General features: G+C 66.6%; 22 protein-coding genes. 8 read left to right on the top strand and 14 right to left on the bottom strand.

What is annotated here, in order from left to right; all coding sequences use genetic code 11:
• Nucleotides 1-80 precede the first annotated feature (80 nt).
• The 6 genes from ppnN to grxD all read right to left on the bottom strand — a co-directional run bounded on the left by ppnN (nucleotide 81) and on the right by grxD (nucleotide 8,892).
• A complete protein-coding gene (gene ppnN / locus ACFWZ4_RS09210) occupies nucleotides 81-1,505 on the bottom strand; it encodes a nucleotide 5'-monophosphate nucleosidase PpnN (protein WP_439704392.1) in 1,425 nt (474 codons plus the stop codon).
• 256 nt (nucleotides 1,506-1,761) lie between these two features.
• Nucleotides 1,762-5,001, bottom strand: a complete 3,240-nt coding sequence (locus tag ACFWZ4_RS09205; protein WP_439704391.1) for a TonB-dependent receptor — start codon at nucleotides 4,999-5,001, stop codon at nucleotides 1,762-1,764.
• Nucleotides 5,002-5,235: 234 nt separating this feature from the next.
• Nucleotides 5,236-6,954 (bottom strand): lysophospholipid acyltransferase family protein, encoded by a 1,719-nt coding sequence (locus ACFWZ4_RS09200; RefSeq protein ID WP_439704390.1) that lies wholly within the window; start codon nucleotides 6,952-6,954, stop codon nucleotides 5,236-5,238.
• A 114-nt stretch (nucleotides 6,955-7,068) separates the two neighbouring features.
• On the bottom strand, nucleotides 7,069-7,665 hold the full coding sequence (locus ACFWZ4_RS09195) for a YhgN family NAAT transporter (protein WP_231325902.1): 597 nt from the start codon (nucleotides 7,663-7,665) through the stop codon (nucleotides 7,069-7,071).
• A gap of 136 nt (nucleotides 7,666-7,801) precedes the next feature.
• On the bottom strand, nucleotides 7,802-8,569 hold the full coding sequence (locus ACFWZ4_RS09190; protein ID WP_439704389.1) for an SDR family NAD(P)-dependent oxidoreductase: 768 nt from the start codon (nucleotides 8,567-8,569) through the stop codon (nucleotides 7,802-7,804).
• On the bottom strand, nucleotides 8,566-8,892 hold the full coding sequence (grxD, locus tag ACFWZ4_RS09185) for a Grx4 family monothiol glutaredoxin (RefSeq protein ID WP_439704388.1): 327 nt from the start codon (nucleotides 8,890-8,892) through the stop codon (nucleotides 8,566-8,568). Before grxD ends, ACFWZ4_RS09190 begins: the two co-directional genes overlap by 4 nt.
• Nucleotides 8,893-9,003: 111 nt before the next feature.
• Here grxD and ACFWZ4_RS09180 point away from each other — a divergent pair, with 111 nt between their 5' ends.
• A complete protein-coding gene (locus ACFWZ4_RS09180) occupies nucleotides 9,004-9,582 on the top strand; it encodes a superoxide dismutase (RefSeq protein WP_439704387.1) in 579 nt (192 codons plus the stop codon).
• Nucleotides 9,583-9,701: 119 nt separating this feature from the next.
• Here ACFWZ4_RS09180 and ACFWZ4_RS09175 read toward each other — a convergent pair whose 3' ends face one another.
• Nucleotides 9,702-10,856, bottom strand: a complete 1,155-nt coding sequence (locus ACFWZ4_RS09175; protein ID WP_439704386.1) for a 5-(carboxyamino)imidazole ribonucleotide synthase — start codon at nucleotides 10,854-10,856, stop codon at nucleotides 9,702-9,704.
• Nucleotides 10,853-11,356 (bottom strand): 5-(carboxyamino)imidazole ribonucleotide mutase, encoded by a 504-nt coding sequence (gene purE, locus ACFWZ4_RS09170; RefSeq protein WP_439704385.1) that lies wholly within the window; start codon nucleotides 11,354-11,356, stop codon nucleotides 10,853-10,855. The genes ACFWZ4_RS09175 and purE overlap by 4 nt, the downstream gene beginning before the upstream one ends.
• A 57-nt stretch (nucleotides 11,357-11,413) precedes the next feature.
• Here purE and ACFWZ4_RS09165 point away from each other — a divergent pair, with 57 nt between their 5' ends.
• From ACFWZ4_RS09165 to ACFWZ4_RS09150, 4 genes are all read left to right on the top strand, one after another.
• Nucleotides 11,414-11,686 carry a Trm112 family protein gene (locus tag ACFWZ4_RS09165; RefSeq protein ID WP_231324449.1) on the top strand — a complete coding sequence of 91 codons (273 nt, stop codon included), beginning with the start codon at nucleotides 11,414-11,416 and terminating at the stop codon, nucleotides 11,684-11,686.
• Between the two features lie 161 nt (nucleotides 11,687-11,847).
• Complete coding sequence (locus ACFWZ4_RS09160; protein WP_439704384.1) at nucleotides 11,848-14,124, top strand: DUF1631 domain-containing protein; 2,277 nt, start codon at nucleotides 11,848-11,850, stop codon at nucleotides 14,122-14,124.
• A 194-nt stretch (nucleotides 14,125-14,318) separates the two neighbouring features.
• Nucleotides 14,319-15,179 carry a carboxylating nicotinate-nucleotide diphosphorylase gene (nadC, locus tag ACFWZ4_RS09155; RefSeq protein ID WP_439704383.1) on the top strand — a complete coding sequence of 287 codons (861 nt, stop codon included), beginning with the start codon at nucleotides 14,319-14,321 and terminating at the stop codon, nucleotides 15,177-15,179.
• Between the two features lie 152 nt (nucleotides 15,180-15,331).
• On the top strand, nucleotides 15,332-15,730 hold the full coding sequence (locus ACFWZ4_RS09150) for a DUF3301 domain-containing protein (protein WP_439704382.1): 399 nt from the start codon (nucleotides 15,332-15,334) through the stop codon (nucleotides 15,728-15,730).
• Nucleotides 15,731-15,783: 53 nt separating this feature from the next.
• On the opposite strand, the gene ACFWZ4_RS09145 is transcribed toward ACFWZ4_RS09150, so the two are convergent.
• The 5 genes from ACFWZ4_RS09145 to petA all read right to left on the bottom strand — a co-directional run bounded on the left by ACFWZ4_RS09145 (nucleotide 15,784) and on the right by petA (nucleotide 19,576).
• Complete coding sequence (locus ACFWZ4_RS09145) at nucleotides 15,784-16,200, bottom strand: ClpXP protease specificity-enhancing factor (protein ID WP_439704607.1); 417 nt, start codon at nucleotides 16,198-16,200, stop codon at nucleotides 15,784-15,786.
• 34 nt (nucleotides 16,201-16,234) lie between these two features.
• Nucleotides 16,235-16,858, bottom strand: a complete 624-nt coding sequence (locus ACFWZ4_RS09140; RefSeq protein WP_439704381.1) for a glutathione S-transferase N-terminal domain-containing protein — start codon at nucleotides 16,856-16,858, stop codon at nucleotides 16,235-16,237.
• A gap of 75 nt (nucleotides 16,859-16,933) precedes the next feature.
• Nucleotides 16,934-17,665 carry a cytochrome c1 gene (locus tag ACFWZ4_RS09135; protein WP_439704380.1) on the bottom strand — a complete coding sequence of 244 codons (732 nt, stop codon included), beginning with the start codon at nucleotides 17,663-17,665 and terminating at the stop codon, nucleotides 16,934-16,936.
• Between the two features lie 13 nt (nucleotides 17,666-17,678).
• A complete protein-coding gene (locus ACFWZ4_RS09130; RefSeq protein WP_439704379.1) occupies nucleotides 17,679-18,980 on the bottom strand; it encodes a cytochrome b in 1,302 nt (433 codons plus the stop codon).
• Nucleotides 18,980-19,576, bottom strand: a complete 597-nt coding sequence (petA, locus tag ACFWZ4_RS09125; protein WP_439704378.1) for a ubiquinol-cytochrome c reductase iron-sulfur subunit — start codon at nucleotides 19,574-19,576, stop codon at nucleotides 18,980-18,982. Before petA ends, ACFWZ4_RS09130 begins: the two co-directional genes overlap by 1 nt.
• A 167-nt stretch (nucleotides 19,577-19,743) precedes the next feature.
• Here petA and ACFWZ4_RS09120 point away from each other — a divergent pair, with 167 nt between their 5' ends.
• The gene (locus tag ACFWZ4_RS09120) at nucleotides 19,744-20,952 is read left to right on the top strand and encodes a S1C family serine protease (protein WP_439704377.1); all 1,209 of its coding nucleotides are present in this window, start codon (nucleotides 19,744-19,746) and stop codon (nucleotides 20,950-20,952) included.
• 90 nt (nucleotides 20,953-21,042) lie between these two features.
• Here the strand turns inward: ACFWZ4_RS09120 and ACFWZ4_RS09115 are convergent, their stop codons facing one another.
• A complete protein-coding gene (locus tag ACFWZ4_RS09115; protein ID WP_439704376.1) occupies nucleotides 21,043-22,092 on the bottom strand; it encodes a lytic transglycosylase domain-containing protein in 1,050 nt (349 codons plus the stop codon).
• Nucleotides 22,093-22,427: 335 nt separating this feature from the next.
• Between ACFWZ4_RS09115 and miaB the strand changes: the two genes are divergently transcribed.
• A complete protein-coding gene (gene miaB / locus ACFWZ4_RS09110; protein ID WP_439704375.1) occupies nucleotides 22,428-23,774 on the top strand; it encodes a tRNA (N6-isopentenyl adenosine(37)-C2)-methylthiotransferase MiaB in 1,347 nt (448 codons plus the stop codon).
• Nucleotides 23,775-23,896: 122 nt separating this feature from the next.
• Nucleotides 23,897-24,904: a PhoH family protein gene (locus ACFWZ4_RS09105; protein WP_439704374.1), complete on the top strand. Its 1,008-nt coding sequence runs from the start codon at nucleotides 23,897-23,899 to the stop codon at nucleotides 24,902-24,904.

Below are 24,904 nucleotides of genomic sequence, written 5' to 3'. Positions count from 1 at the left end.
GAGAGCCCAAGGGCGCTTCTACAGTCGCATGCCGCTGCCCCGCCCCAGCTCTGCCGGGGGCGAGGGCAGCGGTATGGCGATCAGGCGGCCGGAGCCGTCTCCGCACCCTCTGCGCGCACGCGGTAGCAGGGCACGTAGGCCGAGCCGCCGGGGAGCTTCATGCGGTGCTGGCTGACGAAGGCCTGCAGCAGTGCGTCGAGCGCCCGCATGATGTCCGCCTCGCCGTCGATGTCGAACGGGCCGTGATCCTCGATCGCGCGCACGCCCTCCTCCTTGACGTTGCCGGCGACGATGCCGGAGAACGCACGGCGGAGGTCCGCCGCGAGCTCGTGGCGAGGACGCCCGCGGTGCAGGGCCAGCGCGCGCATCGCCTCGTGGGTCGGGCGGAACGGCAGCTGGAAGGCGAACGGGATGTCCAGTGCCCAGTTGAAGAAGAACGCGTCCTTGGTGTCCAGGCGATGGTTGCGCACCTTGTCGACGCCCTTGACCATCGCGCGCGCCACCGCGGCCGGGTCGTCCACGATGATCTGGTAGTGCTGCGCCACCTCTTCACCCAGGCTGAGCTTGAGGAAGCGGTCGATCTGCTCGAAATAGGCGGCCGACTGCTTGGGGCCGGTGAAGATCAGCGGGAACGGAACGCCGGCGTTCGACGGATGCAGCAGGATGCCGAGGAGGTAAAGGATCTCCTCCGCCGTGCCCACGCCGCCGGGGAACACCACGATGCCGTGCGCCATGCGGACGAACGCCTCCAGGCGTTTCTCGATGTCCGGCATGATCACCAGCTGGTTGACGATCGGGTTGGGCGACTCGGCCGCGATGATTCCCGGCTCGGTGATGCCGATGTAGCGGTTGTTGCGCCGGCGCTGCTTGGCGTGGGCGATGGTGGCGCCCTTCATCGGGCCCTTCATGGCGCCCGGGCCGCAACCCGTACAGATGTCCATGCCGCGCAGGCCGAACTGGTAGCCGACCGACTTGGTGTATTCGTATTCGTCGCGCGAGATCGAGTGACCACCCCAGCACACCACCAGATTCGGGTCGATGTGCGGCTTGAGGATGCGGGCGTTGCGCAGGATCTCGAACACGGCGTGGGTGATGCCGACGGTCTCGTCCAGGTCGAAACCGCCCTGCTCCAGCTGCGTGGACACGTAGACGATGTCGCGCACCACCGCGACCAGCAGCTCGTTGATGCCGCGGATGATCTGGCCGTCGACGAAGGCCTGGGCGGGCGCGTGGGACAGCTCGATCTTGATGCCGCGATCCTGCTGCAGCACCTGGACGTCGAAATCGGGGTACTGCTCGAACATCGTGCGCGGGTCGTCGCTGATGTTGCCGGAGGTGAGCACGGCCAGGGCGCAGCGGCGCAGCAGGGCATGCAGGCCCGAGCCGCTGGCGTCGCGCAGGCGGGCGACTTCGTTGCGCGAGAGGATGTCCAGTCCGCCCGCCGGCGAGATGCGCGCGCTGACGGTGGCGGGCTTGCCGGCGCGGCCGGCGTGGGTGTCGTTCATTCTTGCCTTCTCCTGCCGCTGACGTCGTCCGGCCTGATGCCGGCGCCGTGGCGGACCGTGTAGCTTCCCGCGCGCGGCGGGCCAGGGTCAAGCCAGCGCGTCCGCCGCCATCCCGTAGGAGCCCGCTTGCGGGCGGTGCTTTCGGGACGGTCAAGAGCATCGCCCGCAGGCCAACTCCTGCAAAAAATGCGAGGGGAGCGAAAAAAAAACCGGCGCCCTTGCGGGCGCCGGCCTGACTTGCCGAGGACGGTGCCTCTTAGAACGTGTAACGCAGGGTCAGCATGGCCGACCAGCGCGACACGACGCGGGTCGGGTTGCTGCCCGCGTCGTAGCGCACCAGCTGCTGCGGCTGGTAGTTGCCGTTCTCGTCGGTGGGCAGGTAGTACAGGTACTGGCCCTGCGCGTTGACGCCGTCGTAACCGGCCAGCGTGCGGGTGTTGAACTGCGTGTTGACCGTCTGGCCCCAATCGTTGTTGAGCAGGTTGAGGAAGTTGTAGATGTCCAGACGGAGGACGCCCTTGTTGCCCTTGACGATGCCGGGCACTTCCTGGGCGAAGCTCATGTCGAGCTCGTTCACCCAGCTGTAGTGCGCACCGTTGCGCGAAGCAATCTGGCCGCGGTGGCTGTTGAGGTAATCGTCGCTCGAGATGAAGTCCTGGAACTGCTGGATCACCTGCGCCGACGCGCCGTCGAAAGCAACCTTCGGGTCGTTCAAGGTCGGGATGTAGGCCGGATCCTCGTAGGTGATGCCGTCGCCATTGGCGTCGCCCGAGAAGATCCAGCTGTACGGCAGGCCATCGTGGCCGTTGTAGAACGCCGACACCGAGGTCTTGTAATCACCGAAGAAGGCGTGCTGCCAGGTGAGCGAGGCCTTGATCGTCTTGGCGATGTTGCGGTCGGCGGTAGCGGCCACTTCGTCGTTGACGTTCTCGCGCACCACGTAGGCGTAGCCGGAGGACGCCTGCGAGCTGTTGCCCGGGTTCACCTCGGTGGCGTGGCTCATGGTGAAGGCCAGGCTGCCGGCCCAGTCGTTGGAGAACGGCTTGGACAGGGCCAAGGTCAGGGCGTCGGACTTGCCCTTGTCGGTGTTGGTCAGCAGCGTCGAGGCGCGATCGAAGTCGAAGTTGCGGTTGGCAGCCGCATCACGGCTGTTCGGGAACTCGCCCGGGGTCGCCCAGTACTGGAAGCGGCCATCCGGCAACACGCCGGTCGGCGCACCGATGTTGATCGCCTGGTAGTAGATGCCGTTGCGGGTCTTGAAGTGCTGCAGTTCGACCGACCCGATCATGCCCCACCACGGCAGCTCGCGATCGAACGCCAGGGTGGTCTTCCACACGCTCGGCAGCTTGAAGTTCGGATCGATGGTGTCGACGTCGCCGCTCACGCTGCCGGCGCCGGCCGGACGGTTCTGGCCGTACGGGTCGGGGCTGAACGCCGCGTCGGCCGGATCGAACGAGGCATAGCTTGCCACGGTCAGGCCGTTGTTCTGGTAGGGGTTGGTCATCCACACCGTCGGCGGGCTGGTCTGGAACAGGCCGAAACCGCCGCGCAGCTGGGTCATGCGCTCGGTGTCGAACGCATAGTTGAAGGCCAGGCGGGGCTCGACGACCTTGTTCTTGGCGCCCAGCTTGGTGTTGTTCGGGTAACCGAACGCCTGCTCGAAGGCCGGGTTGTACAGCGGGGCCTTGTTGGCCTGCGGGATGTCAACGCGCACGCCGTAGGTCAGCGACAGGTTGTCGTTGACCTGCCAGGTGTCCTGCAGGAACGGGCTGTACTGGGTGTAGGTCCAGTTGGCCGCGACGTCGTTGAGCGTATAGCCGTCCGCCGGCTGGTACAGGAAGTACGAGTCGTAGTTGCCGGCTGCGAAGTTGTCCAGGCCGTAGAAGGTGTAGTTGCCGTGCTCGGTGCGGCCGAACAGGTTGTAGATCTTCGAGCGCTGGTAGTCGATACCGGCCTTGAGGGTGTGATCGCCCAGGTACAGCGTGCCGGCCAGGAACGCCGACCACTTCTTGGTGCTGATGGCGTTCTCGTGGCGGTACTGGTCCTCGCCCAGGTTGATCGACGGACCGAAGCCCGACGGATCGAGGTAGACCTTCACCTGGGGCTGGTTGATGGCGTTGCCGGCCAGCTGCTCGAACGACTGGTAGCTGACCTTCGCCTCGGTGGAGAAGTTCTCGGTCCAGTCATCGAAGAACTGCAGCGCGGCGTTCTTGGTCAGGCTGTCCTTGGTGTACCAGTAGCTGCTCAGACCGATCTGATTCGAGCTGTTGCCCTGGATGATCGGCTGGGTTTCCTTGGTGTACTGGTAGGTCAGGCTGGCGCGATGGTTATTGGTGATGTTCCAGTCGATCTTCGCCAGGTAGCGCTTGTCTTCCAGCGTCACGCCGCCCGCACCGAACGAGCCCGGCTGCAGGCCGAGGGCGTTGGCGGTGTCGATCACGCGCTGCAGGTCGCCCGGGGAGACCTTGTTGGAGGTCGACGGGCCATTGCCCAGCGACGCGTCGAGGCCGTTGGCCGAATCGGCGCCGATGCCGGTGGTCTTTTCCTGCTCGGCCGAGACGAAGAAGAACAGCTTGTCCTTGATGATCGGGCCGCCCAGCGTGATGCCGCCGGTCCAGTCACGGGCGTAACCGGTGTACTCGTAGCCCGGCTCGTCGTGATCCAGCCAGCCGGCGTTGCCGACCATCTTGTTGGCGTTGCGGTAGGCGTAATAGACCGAGCCGTGGAACTCGTTGGTGCCCGACTTGGTGACCGCGTTGACGTCGGCGCCGACGGTGTCGGACACGACGTCGAAGTTGGCGGTCGAGATGTTGTACTCGGCGATCGTGTCGACCGAGATCGGCGAGCCCTGGTACGGGAGGCCGTTGGCGTTCAGGCCGAACGGGTCGCCCTGGGAGATGCCGTCGACGCTGATGTTGTTGTAGCGGTTCGGCAGGCCGGCGACCGAGATCGAGCCGTCGCCCTGGTCGGTGACGTTGATGCGCGGGTCAAGACGCGCGATGTCGTCGATCGAACGGTTGCCCTGCGGGGTGCTCTCGAGCTGGCGGCCGGAGACGTTGGTCGACAGGCCCTTGTTGTCCGGCGTGAAGGTCTGCATCAGCGCGGAGGCGGTGACGGTCACGCCGCCGAGGTTCTGCGCTTCGACGGCGGCCATCTTCAGGTTGACCGCGGAGGTCTGACCCAGCTGCAGATAGACGTTGTCCTGCTCGCCCTGGCTCAGGCCGGACTTGGCAGCGGTGATGTCGAACGGACCACCCACGCGCAGGCCCTGCGCGACGTAGCGGCCGGAGGCATCGGTGGACACCACCTTGGTGGTACCCGAAGGCTCATGCACGATCGTGACGGTGGCGTTGGCGACCGGCTGACCCGACGCATCGACCACCTGGCCGGCAACCGCCGACGAAGTGACGTTCTGCGCGATGGCAGGCGCTGCACCGACCGCCAGCAACGTGGCGATGGCAAACGGCAGGGCCTTGGCACGAATTGGACTATTCATCGTTATATCGACCTGTATTGGCTTGCAACGGAAAATTCGATGTCGGAACAAAAAAACGCCGATGCCGGGCCTCGGGCCAAGCATGCGTCACGTGTTTGTGTTTCCCCTAACTTCTTGGCGCAGCTATCGTCCAGCAGCGATGGGGCCACCCCATCTACCGACCAGTTGTTAAGCAAACTTAACGATAGTTTATGACAAGACGAAGTCCGAATCACCCCTTTCGTGGGTCGGATTTCATGCGCCGGCCTTGCCGAGGTAGCGCGCCCGCTTGGCGGGCTTGAGATTGGCCAGATCCAGCATCACCAGGCCGTCGACGCAACCGGAAAAACCCGGGTCCTCGCCGAAGTCCAGGAACTGCACGCCCTCGGGCTCGACCAGGTCGACATACTGCCGGTAGAGCACCGGCAGGCTCACGCCCAGCGCGTCCAGGTGGTGCTTGAGCTTGCCCAGCCCGGCCTGCGCGTCCAGCCCCTCCAGCGCCCGGCGCACCAGCCCGATCACGCCGGGCGAGATCACGAACGGCTGGCGGGCGGAGGCCAGTCCCGGCGTACCGAAGTAGTGCTGGTGCGCGGCGGCGATCCACTCGCGCGCCTCGCGCGGCAGGCTGACCGACATGCTCACCGGACCGAACAGGTAGCGCAGTTCCGGATGCCGCTGCAGGTACAGGCCGATGCCCTGCCACAGCTGGTCCAGTGCGCGCGAACGCCAATAGGCCGGCGCGATGAAGCTGCGCCCCAGCTCCAGTCCCTGCGCGAGGCGCGATTCCAGCGCCGGCGAGTAGTTGAAGAGGCTCGCGGTGTAGAGGCCGGCCAGCCCGCGCTCGGCGATCAGGCGGCCACCGTGGCCGAAGCGGTAGGAACCGACGATGCGCAGCGCCGCCGGATCCCACAACAACAGGTGTTCGTAGTGCGGGTCGAACGCGTCCAGGTCGCGCCGTGCGTTGGTGCCCTCGCCGACCTTGCGGAAGGTCAGTTCGCGCAGGCGCCCGATCTCGCGCAGCACCGTGCTGTCGGCCGCGCCCTTGAACAGCCACGCCTGCTTGCCGTCGTTGAGCTCGGCCAGCTTCTCGCCCTGCGCCTGAAGTTCCGCGGCCACCCGCTCGGCCGGCTCCGGATGCGCCAGCGGTACCTGGCCGCCGAAGATCAGTCCGCGCCGACGGCCGACCCGATAGACGTGCCGGCGCATGAGCTTGGCCGCCCGCTGTGGGGACTCGCCGCTGCGCTCGAACAGTTCCGCGGCACTGACCAGCGCGCCGACGCTGAAACCGATTCGCCGCTTGATCGGCGCCACCGCCTCGCGCGGCAGCATGGCCGTGCTGAGCGGCTTGGCCAGCATCGACAAGCCATAGAACATCGCGGAGTTGCGCGCCGCCACGTGCACCGGCAGCACCGGCGCGCCGCTGCGCCTGGCCAGTCGCGCGAAACCATCGGACCACTGCCCGTCACGCACTCCGTTGGGTCCCATGCGCGAGACCTCGCCGGCGGGAAAGACGATCAGCGCCTCGCCCTGCTCCAGCGCGCGATAGATGCCGCGAAGCTTCGACGCCGCGCCCTTGCCGAACACGTCCACCGGCAACAGCAGCCGACGCAGCGGTTCGATCGAGCCGAGCCAGTCATTTCCCAGAATGCGCACGTCCGGTCGCACCGACCCGACCAGTTGCAGCAATCCCAGCGCATCGACCATCCCCAACGGATGGTTGGCGACGACCAGCACGGGCCCATCCACCGGAATGTTCTCGCGCTCGCGCGGACTGACGTGATAACTCGCGCCGAGCACGTCCAACGCACGCTCGACGAAATCGAAACCCTCGGCACCGCCGACGGCGTCGAGCACACGATTGAAGCCCACTTCGTCCGCCAGGCGGCCCAGCAGCCCGGCCACCGGGCGACGGAGCCGCGGATGCTGGGCCAGCCATGGCAGTCGTTCGACAAGGGTCCGTTCGACGCTGAGCACGACCGCCTCCTGGGGTTTTCTCCCATGCTGGGCGCGAAGTATGACAGCAGCACGACGGCACCTGAGCAGCACGGACGCACAAACATGCGCGCACGCACGGTTCGAGCGAGCGGGTCAGACCTGCATGTGCAGGAAGGCGGCCACGCCACCCATGAACATCTGCACCGACAGCGCGATCAGCAGCATGCCCATCACGCGTTCCAGCGCGGTCAACACGCTCTCGCCCAGCCAGCGGAACAGGTAGGTGGAAGACAGCAGGATCGCCGAGGTCGCCAGCCACGCCAGCAACAGCGCGATGGCCCAGTCGGCGGTGCGTCCCGGCGACGTGTTGGTCAGCAGAAGCAACGCGGCCATCGCCGAGGGGCCGGCGACGCCGGGGATCGCCATCGGCACGATGAAAGGCTCGCCCTCGCCCGGTTTGCCGAAGATGCCGCCCTCCGGCGGCGGGAACACCATGCGGATACCGATCAGGAACAGCACGATGCCGCCGGCGATGCTGATCGACTCCTGGCGCAACTGCAGCAGCTTGAGGATGTGCTGGCCGCCGATCAGGAAACCCAGCAGCACACCCAGCGCGATCAGCAACTCGCGGATCATCACCCAGCGCCGGCGCTTGGGCGGCACGTGCTTGAGCAGGCTCAGGAAGAACGGCACGTTGCCGAGCGGATCCATGATCAGGAACAGCAGGATGCCCGCCGACAGGGTGGTCATCTGCGTTTCCATGGAGGAACTCCTTCGGCTCGGTAGCTTGGGTCAGGATGCCATGCCGGGCAGCCTGGGGCATGGCGGTCGCGCACCGGTGCGCTCCCCACGGGTCGGTGGCGGAATGGGAGCCGCCGGCTGCCGGTCAGGCCGGGCGGAGGTCCAGCATCGCGCCACGGGCGGACGCGCCCTGCGGGCCGAGCAGCCACACTGCCGCCGCGGCCGCGGCATCGGGCAGCGGCTGGGTGTTCGGGTCTTCGCCGAAATACGCCAGGTGCCGCAGCGCCGTGCGCATCGGCGCCGGCAGCAGCGCGTGCGTGCGGATGGCGGTGGTGTCGGTCTCCTGGTGAAGGATCTCGACGAAACGCTCCAGCGCCGCCTTGGATACACCATAGGCGCCCCAATGCGCGCGGTTGACCAGGTCGGGGTTGTCCAGCACGAACACCACCGATGCATCGGGCGCCTTGCCCAGCAGCGGCAGGCAGGCCTGGGTCAGGGCGAACGGCGCGGATACGTTGATGTGCATCGTGCGCAACCACTCGTCCGGCTTGTGCATGCCGAGCGGCGTGAGGCCGCCGAAGCTGGCGGCGCAGTGCACGATACCGTCCAGGCGCCCGAGGTCGCGCTCGATTCCGTCGGCCAGCGCCTCGTAATCGCGCGGCGTTGCCGCTTCCATGTCCAGCGGATGGATCACCGGCTCGGGCAGTTGCTCGGCAACGATCAGGTCATAGAGCTGTTCGAGCTGGCGCTTGCGCTTGCCGGTGATCACGACCGTCGCGCCCGCACGCGCAGCAGCGAGCGACACGGCACGGCCCAGACCGCCGTACGCGCCGGTCACCAGCACCACGCGACCGGCCAGGCTGTCGGCTGCTGGCGTGATGTGCTGCAGCAGGCGTGCGATCGGCAGCGTCATGCGCGCACCGCGCCATTGACGTCCGCGGCCATGCGAGCCAGTTCGCCCGAGGACTTGAGGTCCTCCACGATGTCGCAGCCGCCGATCAGCTCGCCCTGGATGAAAAGTTGCGGAAAGGTCGGCCAGTTGGCGAAGTGCGGCAGCGCGGCGCGCACTTCCGGATCGGCCAGTACGTTGACGGCGTGGAAGGCGGCGCCGGATTCCTTCAACGCCTGTGCGGCGCGGGCGGAAAAACCGCACATCGGGAACTGCGGCGTGCCCTTCATGAAAAGCACCATGGGGTGCTCGGCGAGCACCGCCTTGATTCGCTCGTTAACGTCCATAACTCGGGGGTTCTACAATGCGTGCAGGACCACAAGTGTATCAGTCGCGCACGGCCTGCCGCCCGGCAAGCCTGCCCGGCTCCCCTTAGCCGCAAGCCCAAGGAGTCCCTCATGGCGATCGAACTTCCCCCCCTTCCTTACGAAAAGAACGCGCTGGAGCCGCACATCTCCGCAGAGACGCTGGAGTTCCATCACGACAAGCACCACGCCGCTTACGTGACCAACCTCAACAAGCTGATCGCGGGCACCGAGTTCGAGGAAATGGAGCTCGAGGAGATCGTCCGCAAGTCCTCCGGCGGCGTGTTCAACAATGCCGCGCAGACCTGGAACCACACCTTCTACTGGAACTCGATGAAGCCCAACGGCGGTGGCGAGCCGAGCGGCAAGCTGGCCGACGCGATCAACAAGGCGTTCGGTTCGGTCGAGAAGTTCAAGGAAGAGTTCGCCAAGATGGGCGCGGGCAATTTCGGTTCGGGCTGGACCTGGCTGGTGCAGCGTCCGGACGGTTCGCTTGGCATCGTCAACACGTCCAACGCGGGCACGCCGATCACCGGCAGCGACAAGCCGTTGTTCACCTGTGACGTGTGGGAACACGCCTATTACATCGACTACCGCAACGCCCGCCCGAAGTATTTGGAAAACTTCTGGAATGTGGTGAACTGGGAATTCGCAGCCAGCAACATGGCCTGATCGGCGTCTTCCTGGCGTTTTGAAAAAAAAGCGGAGCTACGGCTCCGCTTTTTCTTTGCCCTGGAAGTTGGGATTCCGCCTGCCTGACGGGAGGCGGTGGGCTGAAGCTCACCTGCCGATCAGCCGAGCAACTGCAGGACAGGCTGAGCCTGATCGTCTCGTCCCAGAGCCCGGGCAATGCCACCGATCCGCTCGACCAGCGTTGCCGCATCCGGCGCGCACACCGTGGCATGCCCCACCTTGCGGCCCGGGCGCGCCTGCTTGCCGTAGTCATGCCAGTGCCCGTCGATCGCGGTCAGCACCGGCGCGGGATCGGGCAGTTCGCCGATCCAGTTGAACATGCACGACACGCCACGTGCCCCGGTGTCGCCCAGCGGCATGCCGAGTACGGCGCGCACGTGATTCTCGAACTGGCTGGTGTGCGCGCCTTCGATGGTCCAATGCCCGGAGTTGTGAACGCGCGGGGCCATCTCGTTGCCCAGCAGCTGGCCGTCCTTGACGAACAGTTCCAGCGCGAATACGCCCACGTAGTCCAGCCGCTCGGCCAGCGTGCGGGCCAGCTCGGTGGCGCGCTGCTGCAGTTGATCGATGTCCGGCGCCGGCGCCAGGCTGAGGCTGAGTACGCCGTCGGTGTGCCAGTTGCGTGTCAGCGGCCAGGTGCGGAAATCACCTTCGCGGCTGCGCACGGCGATGACCGAGAGCTCCCGCTCGAACGGCACGAACGCTTCCAGGATCAACCCGTGCGCGGCGCCCTGCGCGCCCAGGGCGGCCCAGGCGGCGTCGGCATCGGTCGGGGCTTTCAGGCGAAACTGTCCCTTGCCGTCGTAGCCCAGACGACGGGTCTTGAGGATGGCCGGCGCGCCGACCTCGGCGATCGCGCGGTCGAGGTCGTCGCGGGTATCCACGGCCACGAACGCGGGCGTGTCCAACCCGCATTCGCGAAAGAGCGTCTTCTCGGCCAACCTGTCCTGCGCGACGGCGAGCGCACCGGGCACCGGCGAAACAGCCACGCGTTCGGCGAGCCAGTGCGCCGTTTCGGCGGGCACGTTCTCGAAATCGAAGGTCACCACGTCGACCATGGAAGCAAACCGCTCCAGCGCGACATAGTCCTTCCAGTCGGCCACCACCAGCGGCGCGACCTGACCTGCGCAGGCATCCCCCGCGCTGTCGACCACCAGCGTCTTGACGCCCAGCGGCGCGCCGGCGAGCGCCAGCATGCGCGCCAGCTGGCCGCCTCCGAGGATGCCCAGCACGGGTTGGCGGCGCTCGCTCATGCGCGTGGGTCCGGCTGGTCGAGCACGCCCTGCGTCTGGTTCGCGCGATAGGCGTCCAGCGCCAGCGCGATGTCCGGATCATGCAGCGCCAGCACCGAGGCGGCGAGCAGGCCGGCATTCACCGCGCCTGCACGACCGATCGCCAGGGTGCCGACCGGGATACCGGCCGGCATTTGCGCAATGGAAAGCAGCGAATCCATGCCGTTGAGCGCCTTGGACTGCACCGGCACGCCCAACACCGGCAGCCGCGTCTTGGCCGCCAGCATGCCTGGCAAATGGGCGGCACCGCCGGCGCCGGCGATGATCACCTCGATGCCGCGGCCGGTCGCTTCCTCGGCATAGCGGAACAGCAGGTCCGGCGTGCGATGGGCGGACACCACGCGCACTTCGTGCGCCACGCCCAGCTGGTCGAGAACGGCGGCGGCGTGCTCCATGGTTTCCCAGTCCGAACGGGAACCCATCACCACGCCCACGCGGGCCGGCTTGGCGGTCGAAGTCATGGTTCTGCCATCCCAAAAGGGCTATTGTACGGGCTTTCCGCAAGACACCCCACCGCCATGGACAAGCGCCTGCTCGACATCCTGTGCTGCCCCGTCAGCAAGACGCCCGTTCGCCAGCTTGCGCGCGGCGAGCTGGAGGCGATCAACACCGCGATCGAGCGTGGCGAAGTCGACACGGTCGCCGGCGCGCGCGTCCAGGAACGCCTGGGCGAAGGTCTCATCACGGTCGACCGCAAGGTGGTCTACCGGGTCGACGACGGGATCCCGGTCATGCTGCCCGAAGAAGGCATCGGCACGGTCCAGTTGAAGGACTTTCCCGCGACTGCCTGAAGCGACCTTTCGAAAAAGTGAACGGCGCCATCCTTTTACACATGGCGTGGACTAATGTGTACGCCAGTGCATGACTCGTTCACGTTTCCTCGCTTAAGGTCGAATCTCACGTGGCCGAGGCGGCCGTGGTCGTCGGCAAGGGATGCTTCAGGGGTGTGGCGATGAAAGAAGCCAATGAGCCTAACAAGGTCGTCAGCCTGAGCCAGCGGCAGGAGTCGACTGAGCGCGTGGGCGATCTGCTCGGTGCCGTGCGCACCATAGCCGGCCGCCGCCTCCAGCTTCTTCTGGGCAACATGTTCGAGCAGGTCGACGACGCACTGTTCGACCTGGCCGAGAAGGCCGAGAACAACGCCGCGCAGATGCATTACTTCGACGGCATGCGCGAGGTGCGCAAGCGTCGACCGATGGTCGAGCGCAGCTTCCTGGCCCAGGTCAGCCGCGAGCTGACCAGCATTACCACGCGTCCTGCCCCCGCGCCGGCGGCCGGTCCGGCGTCCGCGCCGGTGGAGCTGTCGCTGGTGGCCGAGAACGAGCTGGAGGAATCGCTCGCCATCACCAGCATGACGGCAAAGAACGAGTCGCGCCTGGCGCGCGACCTGTTCGCGGTGAACCAGCGGCTGTCGGTGATCTGCGGCGGCTACAAGATCGAGGACAGTACCAATCCGGTGGCGCCCGCCGCGCTGGCGCAGGCGTTCCGCCAGGCGATGCGCGAGCTGGCCGCGGACATGCGCGTCAAGCTGATCATCTACAAGCTGTTCGACCGTTACGTGCTCTCCGCGCTGGAGGAGCTCTACCAGGAAATCAACACCGAGCTGGTGCGCGCCGGCGTGTTGCCGCAACTGCGCCACGAGGTGGTACGTGGCGAAGGGCCGGCGGCCACGCCCGCGACCGCGGGTGCCGCTGCTGCCGGCGATGCCGCGGGCGACACCGATACGGAAGCCGAGCTGGCCAGCGAACTGCTGCATACGGTGCGCGCGCTGTTCAGCGCGCGCAGGGCCCAGGCCGGTGGCGTGACCGTCGGTGGGGCGGCCCTAGGCGCAGGCGGACTGGGTGGAACCTTCGCGATTCCCACGGCGAACGAACTGCTCGGCGCGCTCAGCGTGCTGCAGAGCCAGCTCGCGTCCGGCCCCCTGCCGAGCGCGCAGGCGACGGACCCGGCCGCGCTCGGCCGCGAGGTCGCCCACCTGAAGGAACAGTTGCTGGGCCAGATCGGCGCCCTGCGTGGCGAACGCCCCAGCCAGGTTTCGGCGATCGACGAGGACACCATCGACCTGGTCGGCATGTTGTTCGAGTTCATCCTCGCCGACAGCACGCTTCCGGCCGAGATGCAGGTACTGCTGGCGCGCCTGCAGATCCCTTACCTCAAAGCGGCGATCCTCGACCGCAAGTTGTTCGCCCATCGCCACCATCCGGCGCGTCGCCTGCTCGACGGCCTGGCCGATTTGGCGAAGGGCTGGTCGGAGGAATCCGACCGCGACCACCGCGTCTACGACAAGATCAAATCCATCGTCGAACGACTCCTGCACGACTTCGACGACGACATGGGCCTGTTCGAACGGCTCGGTGACGAGTTGCAGGCGTTCCAGGAACAGGGCCGCAAGCGCGCGGAACTGGCCGAGCAGCGCGTGGCTGAATCGGCGCGCGGCCGCGAGAAGCTGGAACTGGCGCGTCGCCGCGCGGCCCGCGAAATCCTGGACCGCATCGGCAGCCAGACTCTGCCGCCCCTCATCCATGGCGTGCTGGCGCGCGCCTGGGCCAACCACCTGGTGTTGACCATCCTGCGCCAGGGCGAGGATTCGCCGAACTTCGCGGACGCGCTGCGCTTCGTCAACGAATTCATCGCCAGCGCCCGCCCCGTGCAGACCGCCGAGGATCGCCGCACCCTGCTGCGCATGCTGCCGGGCATCGAGCGGGCGCTGCGCCGCGGCCTGGCCAATGTCGCTTTCCAGGAAAGCGACATCGAGCGCCTGCTCGGCCAGTTGCATGCCTACTACCGGCAGCAGCTGGGCGAAATGGCGCCCGACAGCACCACCGAGGACGTGGTGCTGCCGATCCCCGACAGCATCCAGCCGCTACTGGATACCGAACCGGGCGAGCCCGAGCCGGTCCAGGACCAGCCGACGGCGGTTGCCATGGACAACGGCGAGCTCATCGAGGTCGAGCAACTCAAGCCTGGCACCTGGCTGGAGTTCAGCCCCACCGGCGACGCGGTCACCCGTGCAAAGCTGTCGTGGATCAGCCCGATGAGCGGGCGCTACCTGTTCGTCAACCGGCGCGGCCTGAAGGTGGGCGACTATGCCCCGCAGGAGCTTGCCGCGGCACTGGCCGCCGGGAGCGCACGCATCCTGCCGTCCGAGCCGCTGTTCGACCGCGCGATGGGTGCGATCGTCGACCGTCTGAGCCAGGCTGCGGCCGCCGGCACGGACGACCTGGCCTGAAAACGCCGGGCCCGTAGGTGCCCGCCTGCGGACGATGTCTTGGCCTTCGCGGGCGCAAGGGAAGCACACAGGTGCTTCCCGCACGGCCGTAGCAGGCAAAAGGCCCTACCTGCTCGGTTATGCTTAATGGCTGGCGGAGCAGTTGCAGGCCTCCATGCATGCCCGCCGCCGCCTTTCCACCGAACGGATGCTGCATGCCCGCCGCGCTCCCCCTCGACCCGCCCGACGCCCGCCTGATCGACGACGACGTCGAGCGCGCCTTTGCCGAGGACTTCGGCAAGGGCGACGCCACCGCTGACCTGCTCCCTGCCGATGCCCGCGCCAGCGCATCGCTGACGTGCCGCGAGAACGCCGTCATGGCCGGCATCCCCTGGTTCAATGCCTGCTTTCGCAAGCTCGACCCGGATGTGAGGATCGAGTGGCGCGTGCGCGATGGCGAACGCGTAACCGCGGGCAGCGTGATCTGTCATCTGCACGGGCGTGCACGCGCCCTGGTCAGCGCCGAACGCTCCGCGCTCAACTTCCTGCAGCTGCTTTCCGGTACCGCTACCGTTACCGCCACCTATGTGGCCGCGGTCGCCGGCACCGGCGTGCGCGTGCTGGACACGCGCAAGACCGTGCCGGGCCTCAGGCTGGCGCAGAAGTACGCGGTGCGTTGCGGCGGTGGCCACAACCACCGTATCGGCCTGTTCGACGCGATTCTCGTGAAGGAGAACCACATCGCTGCGGCCGGCGGGATCGAACCGGCGGTGGCCGCGGCGCGCCGCCTGCATCCCTCGCTACTGCTGGAAATCGAAGTGGAAACGCTGGACGAACTGCGCCGCGCGATCGACGCGGGCGTGGATCGCATCATGCTGGACAACTTCACGCCGTCGATGATGAGCGAAGCGGTGGCGATTGCCGCGGGCCGCGTGCCGCTGGAGATATCGGGCAACGTGGACGTGGAAACCATTGGTGGGTATGCGCGCACCGGCGTGGATTTCATCTCGGTGGGCGCACTGACCAAGCACGTGCGGGCAGTCGATCTGTCGCTGCGGCTTCAATTGGGAAGCTGACGGCATTTCGCTGTTGGGGTAGCGACGTTCACGACTGACTGCAGGAGCGATCCCCGTGCGCGACGCCGCCGTAGCCTGCGGTCACCGCGCAGATGCCCTCCCTCCAACCGGACCACCTTGCCCTCGGCCCGCCGCATCCACACACTGCCCGCATGAGCCAAGTTTCCGACCTGATCGCCCTGTTGGCGCTCGCTGCCGTGGCGGGCACGTGGCTCAAATTCACCCGCGCCCGCGAGCGGGCGGTGGACGAGGCACGCCGGCAATGTGCACAGCACGGCCTGCAGTTGTTGGATGAGACGGTGGGTTTGCGCAACCTTCGCTGGCGGCGGGTCGGTGGCAAGCGTCAACTCGAGCTTGGCTATGCTTTCGAGGTCAGCGCGCATGGCGATGACCGGCTGGACGGCCGCCTCTGGATGCATGGCGAGCAGCTTGCCGGGGTGAGCCTGCCCAGCACGGAAACGCCTTCGCCCGATACAGCCGGGACGCCCCCGATGGTCGGGTCAGACAACGTTATTCCGCTTCGCCCGCGGCGTCGAAAGATCGAGCACTAACGGTCGGGCCGGAAACCTATCGGCCCACGTTTTCCCCGTCTACCCGAGGATGCCTATTTCACTACCCGCAAATGGGGTGAACGCCTGGGCTTGTCCGGGCCGTCGCCAGATGGTCCAGGGCCGGCATCTTCCGGGCCCGGCGCAGGCGGCGGTGTGTCGCCGTCTTCGGTAGGAAACATCATGCCCTGCCCGTTTTCCTGCGCGTACAAGGCGAGGACGGCCTGCACGGGAATGCGGATTGCCTGGCTGACACCCGAAAAACGGGCCTGGAACCCGATGTAGTCGTTCCCCAGCTCCAGATTCGCCACTGCGCGCATGGCCAGATTGAGCACCACCTGGCCATTCTTGACGACCTGCGGCGGCACTCGCACGCCTTCGATGGTGGCGTCCACCAGCACGTAGGGGGTCAGCTGGTTGTCGGTGATCCAATCGTAGATCGCCCGCAGCAGGTACGGGCGATTGGAGCTCATCGGCGGCGAGCGATCGGTCATCGGGCGCCGTTGCTCATGGCCGCATCGCCCGCTCTTCGTTGGTCAGGCTGCGCGCATAGCCCTGGCTGTGGAAGAGCCGCTCGCCGTAGTCGACGATGGGCTTGCCTTCGCGGCCGAGGTCCACGCCAAGCCACGGCAAACGCCAGACCACCGGTGCAACCAGGCAATCGACCAGGCTCATTTCCGGATTGAGGAAAAACTTGGAAGCCTTGAACAGCGGCAGCGACGCAAGCAGGTGTTCGCGCAGGCGTTTGCGCGCGGCGTCGGCCGGGCGCCCGCCAGCACGGATGGTGTCCACTTCCGGTAGCCAGTCGCGCTCGATGCGCACGGTCGCAAGACGCAAGCGCGCACGCGACAGCGGATCGATCGGCATCAGCGGCGGATGCGGATAACGCTCGTCCAGGTATTCGCAGACGACCGCAGTGTCGTAGAGGGTCAGGTCGCGATCGACCAGGGTCGGCGTGGTGCCGTAGGGGTTGAGGTCGAGCAGGTCTTCCGGCGGCTTGGCCGGATCGACCAGCACACGCTCGTAGCTGACGCCCTTGGCCGCCAGCACCAGACGGGCGCGATGGCACTGGATGTCGTCGGCGGTGGTGTACAGGGTCAGTACGGTACGCGAACGAGCGCTTTGCACCATGCGCTTTTTCTCCCCTTGTATAAGCGATGCGGCGGCGCTTGAGGCCGCCGCATCCGAGGCTGGCTGGGGTCCGGTTTAGTGGACGTCCTTCCAGTATTCCTTTTTAAGTGCGTAGGCCAGCAAGGTGAAGAACGCCAGGAACAGGATCACCCAGATGCCGTAGGCGTGGCGCTGCAGTGCGGCCGGCTCGGCGACGTAGGCCAGGAAGTTGGTCAGGTCGCGCGACGCCTGCTTGTACTGCTCGGGCGTCATGCGACCGGGCTGGGACAGCTCCAGCTTTTCCACGTCCTCGCTGCCGGGCTTCTTCACCGCGGTCTGCACGCCTTGCAGCTCCCACAGCGGGAACGGCATGGAGGCGTTCGGGAACACGGTGTTGTTCCAGCCCACCGGGCGGCTCGGGTCGACGTAGAAGCTGTTGAGGTAACCGTAGACCCAGTCGGCCGTTTTGGCGCGGACTTCGAGCGAAAGATCCGGCGGTGCCTTGCCGAACCACTGCTGGGCCTGCTCCTCCGGCATGTGCGAGATCACCGGCTCACCGAACTTGGCGCCGGTGAAGTTGAGGTTTTCCATCACCTCTTTCTCGGTCAGGCCCAGGTCCTCGGCGATGCGCGAGTAACGCTGGTACTTGAGCGAGTGGCAACCCACGCAGTAGTTGAAGAACAGGCGTGCGCCGCGCTGCAGCGACGCCTGGTCGCGCAGGTTCACGCCGGCGGACGGCAGCTCCGCGCCGCCCTCCGCGGCCATGGCCTGGGTGCTGCCCACCAGCAGGCCCAGAACGAGCGTCATCGAAAGGAGAATGTGCTTCATCAGTAGCTGCCGCTTAGTCATGCGTGGTCACCCGTTCCGGAACCGGCTTGGTCGTCTCCCAGCCGAGGCGCGTGTACAGCCACAGGAACACGAAATAGCCGAAGTAGACCAGCGTCCAGAAGCGGCCGAACAGGTTCTCCCAGAACGTCACGTCCACATCGCCGAACCACTCGGGGATCACTTCGGCGGTGACACCGGCGCCGACCGCGCCGAGCAGAATGAACGACAGCACGAACAGACCCAGGGCGACCTTGTAGCCGGTACCGCGATAGCGGATCGACTTGACCTTGCCCACGTCGATCCACGGCAGCGCGAACAGCAGCGCGATCGCACCGAACATCGCCAGCACGCCCCAGAAGGCCTGCCCGAGGAACGACGGGATCATGCGCAGGATCGCGTAGAACGGGGTGAAGTACCACACCGGCTTGATGTGCGCAGGCGTGGCCAGGTTGTTGGCCGGGATGAAGTTGTCGTGCTCCAGGAACCAGCCACCCATCGTCGGCGCGAAGAAGATGATGAATGCGGCGATCAGCAGGAAGAAGCCCACGCCAACCAGATCCTTCACCGTGTAGTACGGGTGGAACGGAATGCCGTCGGCGGGCTTGAGTGCATCCCAGCGGTTGCCCTTCGGCCCCTTCTTGATCTCCACGCCATCGGGGTTGTTGGAACCCACCTCGTGCAGCGCGGCGATGTGCAGGACGACCAGCAGCAGCAATACCAGCGGCAGCGCGATCACGTGCAGCGCGAAGAAGCGGTTGAGCGTGGCGTCGGCGGGCAGGTAGTCGCCCATGATCCACTCCACCAGCGTGCCGCCGATGACCGGGATCGTGCCGAACAACGAGATGATCACCTTGGCGCCCCAGAAGGACATATTGCCCCACGGCAGCACGTAGCCCATGAAGGCCTCGGCCATCAGCACCAGGAAGATCAGCATGCCCAGCAGCCACACCAACTCGCGCGGCTTCTTGTAGGAGCCGTACATCAAGCCGCGGAACATGTGCAGGAACACCACCACGAAGAACAGCGACGCGCCGGTGGAGTGCATGTAGCGGATCAGCCAGCCCCACTCCACGTCGCGCATGATGTACTCGACCGACGCGAAGGCTTCCGCCGCGCTGGTCTTGTAGTTCATGGTGAGGAAGATGCCGGTGACGATCTGGTTGACCAGCACCAGCAGCGCCAGCGAACCGAAGTAGTACCAGAGGTTGAAATTCTTCGGCGCGTAGTACTCGGTCATGTGCTTGCGGTAGGCAGGCATCATGTTGGGCGCGCGCTCGTTGACCCAGTCGCCCATGCGGGTGAATACGTTAGCCATCAGCCGGCCTCCTTGGGATCGACGCCGATCTGGATGTGCGTATCGTCCACGAAGTGGTACGGCGGCACCTGCAGGTTCTTCGGCGCGGGCACGCCGGCAAAGACGCGACCGGACAGGTCATAGCGCGACTTGTGGCAGGGGCAGAAGAAGCCGCCCTTCCAGTTCGGGTCGAACGGCTCGGGTTTGATCTGGGGGAAGAACTCCGGCACGCAGCCCAGGTGGGTGCAGATGCCGATCACCACCAGCCACTCGGGCTTGATCGCGCGGTCCGGGCCCTTGATGTAGGCGGGCTGCTGCTCGACCTCGGAGTTCGGGTCGACCAGGCGAGGCGCCAGCGTCGGCAACACCGCGAGCTGATCCTTGGTACGGCGCACCACGAACACGGGCAAGCCGCGCCACGCGTAGTCGACCTTCTGGCCCAGCTCGATCTTGCCGATGTCGGCGGTGACCGGCGCACCGGCTGCCTTGGCGCGGGCGCTCGGCTCCCAGGACTTGATGAAGGGCACGGCCACCGCGACGACTCCGACAGCGCCGACCACCGAGGTGGTCGCTGTCAGGAAGCGGCGGCGGCCATGATCGACGACTTCGTTCGCCATCAGGCTCTCCGGTACATGCAATGCCATTGAGATGCGCGCTCCCGTTTGGGGGCCCGCAAAAATCGCGTTAGTGTAGCGTCAGGGCCTGGCCCGTACAATCAATCACACAAGGGAGGCGACCTCCCCCGCGCGCCTCCACGTCCGGCCCCATCCAAACCATTGAAGCCATGAAGAACGCCGCCGGCGCGCTCGCCTTTATCACCCGCTTCGTCGTCCTGGGACTGGCGCTCGCCTTCGTGGTCGGGCTTTTCTGGCCCGGCAGCGGGGACCGCCTGCGTACCCGCTTCGGCCTGGGGCATGCCCCGCAGGCCTCCGCTACCACGCAGCAAGCCGCGGCCACGCAAGTTTCCGCTCCCGGGCCGGGCGTCGGCCCCGTGTCCTACGCCGACGCCGTGGCGAAAGCCGCACCCTCCGTGGTGAACATCTACGCCAACAAGATGGTCACCGCACGGGCCGTGCAGATGTACGACGATCCGGTGCTGCAGCGGCTTTTCGGTGGCCTGCCCACCGGCCCGGCCTACAAGCGCCCGCAGCAGGTGCTGGGCTCGGGGGTGATCGTCAGCGACAAGGGTTATGTGCTGACCAACAACCACGTGATTGCCAACGCCGACGACATCCAGGTGCTGCTCTACGACGGACGCATCGCCAAGGCCACGCTGGTCGGAGCCGACGAGGAAACCGATCTGGCTGTACTCAAGGTCGATGCCGGCAACCTGCCGGTGGTCAAGATCGCCGACAGCCACGCGCTGCGCGCCGGCGACGTGGTACTCGCGATCGGCAATCCGCTGGGGCTCAACCAGACGGTGACGATGGGCATCGTCAGTGCGGTCGGTCGACAGTTGTCCAGCTCCAGCGCTGAAGACTTCATCCAGACGGACGCCGCGATCAACCTGGGCAACTCCGGTGGCGCGCTGGTCAACGCCCGGGGCGAGCTGGTCGGCATCAATACGCTGCTGATCGGGCGGCAGGCCAACGCCGAAGGCATCGGCTTCGCGATTCCGGTGGGTAACGCCAAGAGCGTGCTGGACCAGATCATCGCCACCGGTCACGTGGTGCGCGGGTGGCTCGGCGCCGACTACGCCTTCGTGCCCGTGGCCGCCGACAGCGGCCTGCCCGCCGCGGCGCGCGGGGCGCAGGTGACCGATGTCTATCCGGGCGGCCCGGCAGCGCTGGCGGGCATCCAGCCGCATGACATTCTTTTGCGCATCGGCACCGACAACATCCTGGACCCGGCCGACCTGCGCCGGCACGAGGCCGCGCTCAAGCCCGGGGCCAAGGTGGAGGTTTCGGGACTGCGCAACGGTGTGCCGTTCCACGCCGAGGTCACCCTCGCCCGCCGTCCGCCGCTGCAGACCCGCACCACCCTGGATGGCTGACCGCTTCCTGTAGAAGTGCGTCTGTGCGCGACCGGGATTTCCAGCGAATCGGCGGCCTGGCAGACCGACGCTCCTGCAGGAAACCCGGTCTCAGGGTGAGCCGCTGCTTCGCATTGCGGTCATCGCACCGTGCACGGCCGCGCCGTAGCGCCGGCGCAGCTCGCCGACGCGCTTGACGTAGACCTGCGTTTCGGCGAACGGCGGCACGCCGTTGTAGTGCAGCACTGCGCCTGGCCCGGCGTTGTAGGCCGCCGCCGCCAACCGCTCATCGCCGTCGAAGGTCTTCAGCAGTTGCGCCAGGTAGCGCGCGCCACCACGGATGTTCTGGGCCGCATCGAAAGCGTCGAGCACGCCCATGTCGCTGGCCGTACCGGGCATAAGCTGCATCAGACCCTGCGCTCCTTTGAGTGAGAGCGCATTGGGGTTGAACGCGCTCTCGGCGTGGATCACCGCACGCAGGAACGCCTCGTCCACGCCCGATGCCGCGCTGGCGGCACGTACCGCATCGGCGTAGGCGGTGAGATTCAGCCGCACCCGGTTCCAGTCGATGGTCGAGTGCAGGTTGCACGCCGCGCAGGTGGCGATGTACGTGAACAGGGTGGTGACCGCACGGCCCTTGCCGCCGCCTGGCGCGAGATTGGTGTACTCGACCGAGCCATCCGCCTTCTCCACGCGATAGACCGCACCCCGAAGCACCCGGTTGCCCGCTGCTGTCGCGGCCGTGGCATCGGCCGGATCCTCGCGGTAGTTCCATCTGCCCGCGTCGACGGTGCGCGCGGTGGTGTCCACCGTGCCCTCGATATCCGCCAACGACACCAGTCGCGCCGTGGTCCGCACCCAGCCGTGCACGCCCGCCAGCGAGGCGGCGGGTTTCCTGGTAAGCGCCGGCGCCGTCCGGCGAGAGGAGTCCGCGAAGGACGCCACCTTGCGGCACGCGCTGTAGCCGGCGGTAGTACTGCTGTAGACCGTCTCTCCGCCCGATCCGGTGCACTGGTAGAGCGCCCCGGCATGCGCCCTCGGCAGGCACAGCAAACCCGCCAGCAGCGCACAGGCCAGCGCGACCCTGTACAGGATCGATCGACCCGGGAAAGCACCACAAGCCACGCCGGCGCTCTCCCCTTGGCGTGCGGCGGCAAACATGCGCGGAGTGTGCCCCCACGACAGGATGGAAGCCAGCACCGCCGCGCGGTTCCGTGCGGAACGGCAAGCTTTGAAGGCCCCGTTTCCTTCGGGAGGTGGGCGGGCAAGGAAACGCCGCCGCACGAAGAAGCTGCAGGAGCCCCACTTGGGGGGCGATGGGACGAGGGGCCCGGTCCAAAAGAGGCACCTACGAGGAAGCGGACGGGCGCTCGACCGGGGACACGCTCATCCGCAAGTACTTGATGCAGCCCACAAACTGGCAGTCGCGGAACCACGCGCGTAAACTGCGCGGTTCGGCGCACGTCGCGCCGCACCAGCACACGGTATCCACGCCCATGAGCGGCAAGCTTTTCATCAAGACCCACGGCTGCCAGATGAACGAGTACGACTCGGCCAAGATGGCCGACGTGCTCAAGGCGTCGCACGGCCTGGAGTTGACCCAGGACGAGTCCGAGGCGGACGTGATCCTGATCAACACCTGCTCCATCCGCGAGAAGGCGCAGGAGAAGGTATTCAGCCAGCTGGGCCGCTGGAAGGAACACAAGCAGGGCGGCAAGCCTGTGCTGATCGGCGTCGGCGGCTGCGTGGCCTCGCAGGAAGGCGAGGCGATCATCAAGCGCGCGCCGTTCGTGGACCTCGTGTTCGGCCCGCAGACGTTGCACCGCCTGCCCGAGCTGATCGAGGCCAAGCGCGAGACCGGCAAGCCGCAGGTGGACATCTCCTTCCCCGAGATCGAGAAGTTCGACCGCCTGCCCGAGCCGCGCGCCGAAGGTCCCACCGCGTTTGTCTCGATCATGGAAGGCTGTTCCAAGTACTGCAGCTACTGCGTGGTGCCCTACACCCGTGGCACCGAGATCAGCCGCCCGTTCGACGACGTGCTGGTGGAAGTGGCGCAGCTGGCCGAACAGGGTGTGCGCGAGGTCACCCTGCTGGGCCAGAACGTCAACGCCTACCAGGGACCGATGCACGACGGCGGCATCGCCGACCTCGCCGTGCTGATCCACGCCATCGCGCAGATCGAATCGATCGGCCGCATCCGCTTCACCACCTCGCATCCGCTGGAGTTTTCCGACTCGCTGATCGAGGCCTACGCCAGCGTGCCCAAGCTGGCGAACTTCCTGCACCTGCCGGTGCAGGCCGGTTCCGACCGCATCCTGGCGGCCATGAAGCGCGGCTACACCACGCTCGAGTTCAAGCAGAAGATCCGCAAGCTGCGCGCGGTGCGGCCGGATATCTGCATCAGCTCCGACTTCATCGTCGGCTTCCCCGGCGAGACCGACGAGGATTTCGAGAAGACCATGAAGCTGATCGAGGACGTCGGCTTCGACCAGAGCTTCTCCTTCATCTTCTCCGCCCGCCCCGGCACGCCGGCGGCGAACCTCGCAGACGACACGCCTTCGGAGGTCAAGCACGCACGCCTGTCACGGCTGCAGGCGAAGATCAACGACCACGCGCGCCTGATCAACGAGGCCATGGTCGGCACCGTGCAGCGGGTACTGGTCGAAAAGCCCAGCCGCAAGAACCCGAACGAGCTCACCGGCCGCACTGAGAACATGCGCTTCGTTAACTTCCCTGGGAATGCCCGTTTGATCGGCCAGTTCGTCGACGTCCGGATCACCGAAGCCATGACCAACTCGCTGCGTGGGCGCGTGCACCTGGCCGAGGAAGCCGTCGTTGCCTGACGCGGGAGGGGTTCAACCCTTGCGGCAAGCTCGAGCGAAGCGCTCCGGACGAACCCTCACCCGCCTGTCGGCACCTTCTCCTGAGGGAGAAGGCTCACTCCCAGCCCCCTTCGCACATCCCCATGACCAACGGCCTCAACGAACGCGACTTCGCCCTCGACCCGGAAGACAACGCCCGGCTGGCCAACCTGTGCGGGCCGTTCGACGAACACCTGCGCCAGATCGAGCTGCGCCTGGGCGTGGAGATCGACCATCGCGGGAACCTGTTCAAGGTGATCGGCGAAGAGGCCCCCGCCCGCGCCGCCGAAAAAGTGCTTCGCGCGCTTTACGCCACCACCGAGAAAGAGACGCTCACCGGCGCGCAGATCAACCTGCAACTGGCCGAATCGGGCATCGACGCGATGGTCGACGAAGCCGCCGAGGGTGCGCAGGAGGTGGCGATCAAGGTCAAGCGTGGCGTGATCAAGGGGCGCGGCCCGAGCCAGGCGCGCTACCTGCACGCGATCGCCACCCACGACATCAACTTCGGCGTGGGTCCGGCCGGCACCGGCAAGACCTACCTGGCGGTGGCCAGCGCCGTCGAGGCGCTGGAGGCCAACCGCGCGCAACGCCTGCTGCTGGTGCGTCCGGCGGTGGAAGCCGGCGAGAAGCTGGGCTTCCTTCCGGGCGACCTCAGCCAGAAGGTCGATCCGTACCTGCGTCCGCTCTACGACGCGTTGTACGAGATGCTCGGCTTCGAGAAGGTCGCCAAGCTGATGGAACGCAACGTCATCGAGATCGCGCCGCTCGCCTACATGCGCGGCCGCACGCTCAACGATTCGTACGTGATTCTCGACGAAGCACAGAACACCACGGTCGAGCAGATGAAGATGTTCCTCACCCGCATCGGCTTCGGTTCGGTCGCGGTGATCACCGGCGACGTGAGCCAGATAGACCTGCCGCGCCATGTCCGTTCGGGCCTGCGCCACGCGATCGAGGTGTTGCGCGGCGTCGACGGCATCAGCTTTACCTTTTTCACCTCGCGCGACGTGGTTCGCCATCCGCTGGTGGCCAAGATCGTGCGGGCCTACGAGGCGTTCGAGGCTGCCAGCGAAGAACAGCCCGCGGGGAAAAAGGGCGGCGCGGCGTGA

The organism is Frateuria sp. GZRe12 (assembly GCF_051900535.1).
In the GTDB taxonomy this organism is placed as follows: Bacteria; Pseudomonadota; Gammaproteobacteria; order Xanthomonadales; family Rhodanobacteraceae; genus Frateuria_A.
Note: the sequence above shows the minus strand (reverse complement) of the source record. Positions and strands in the feature narration are given on the sequence as shown.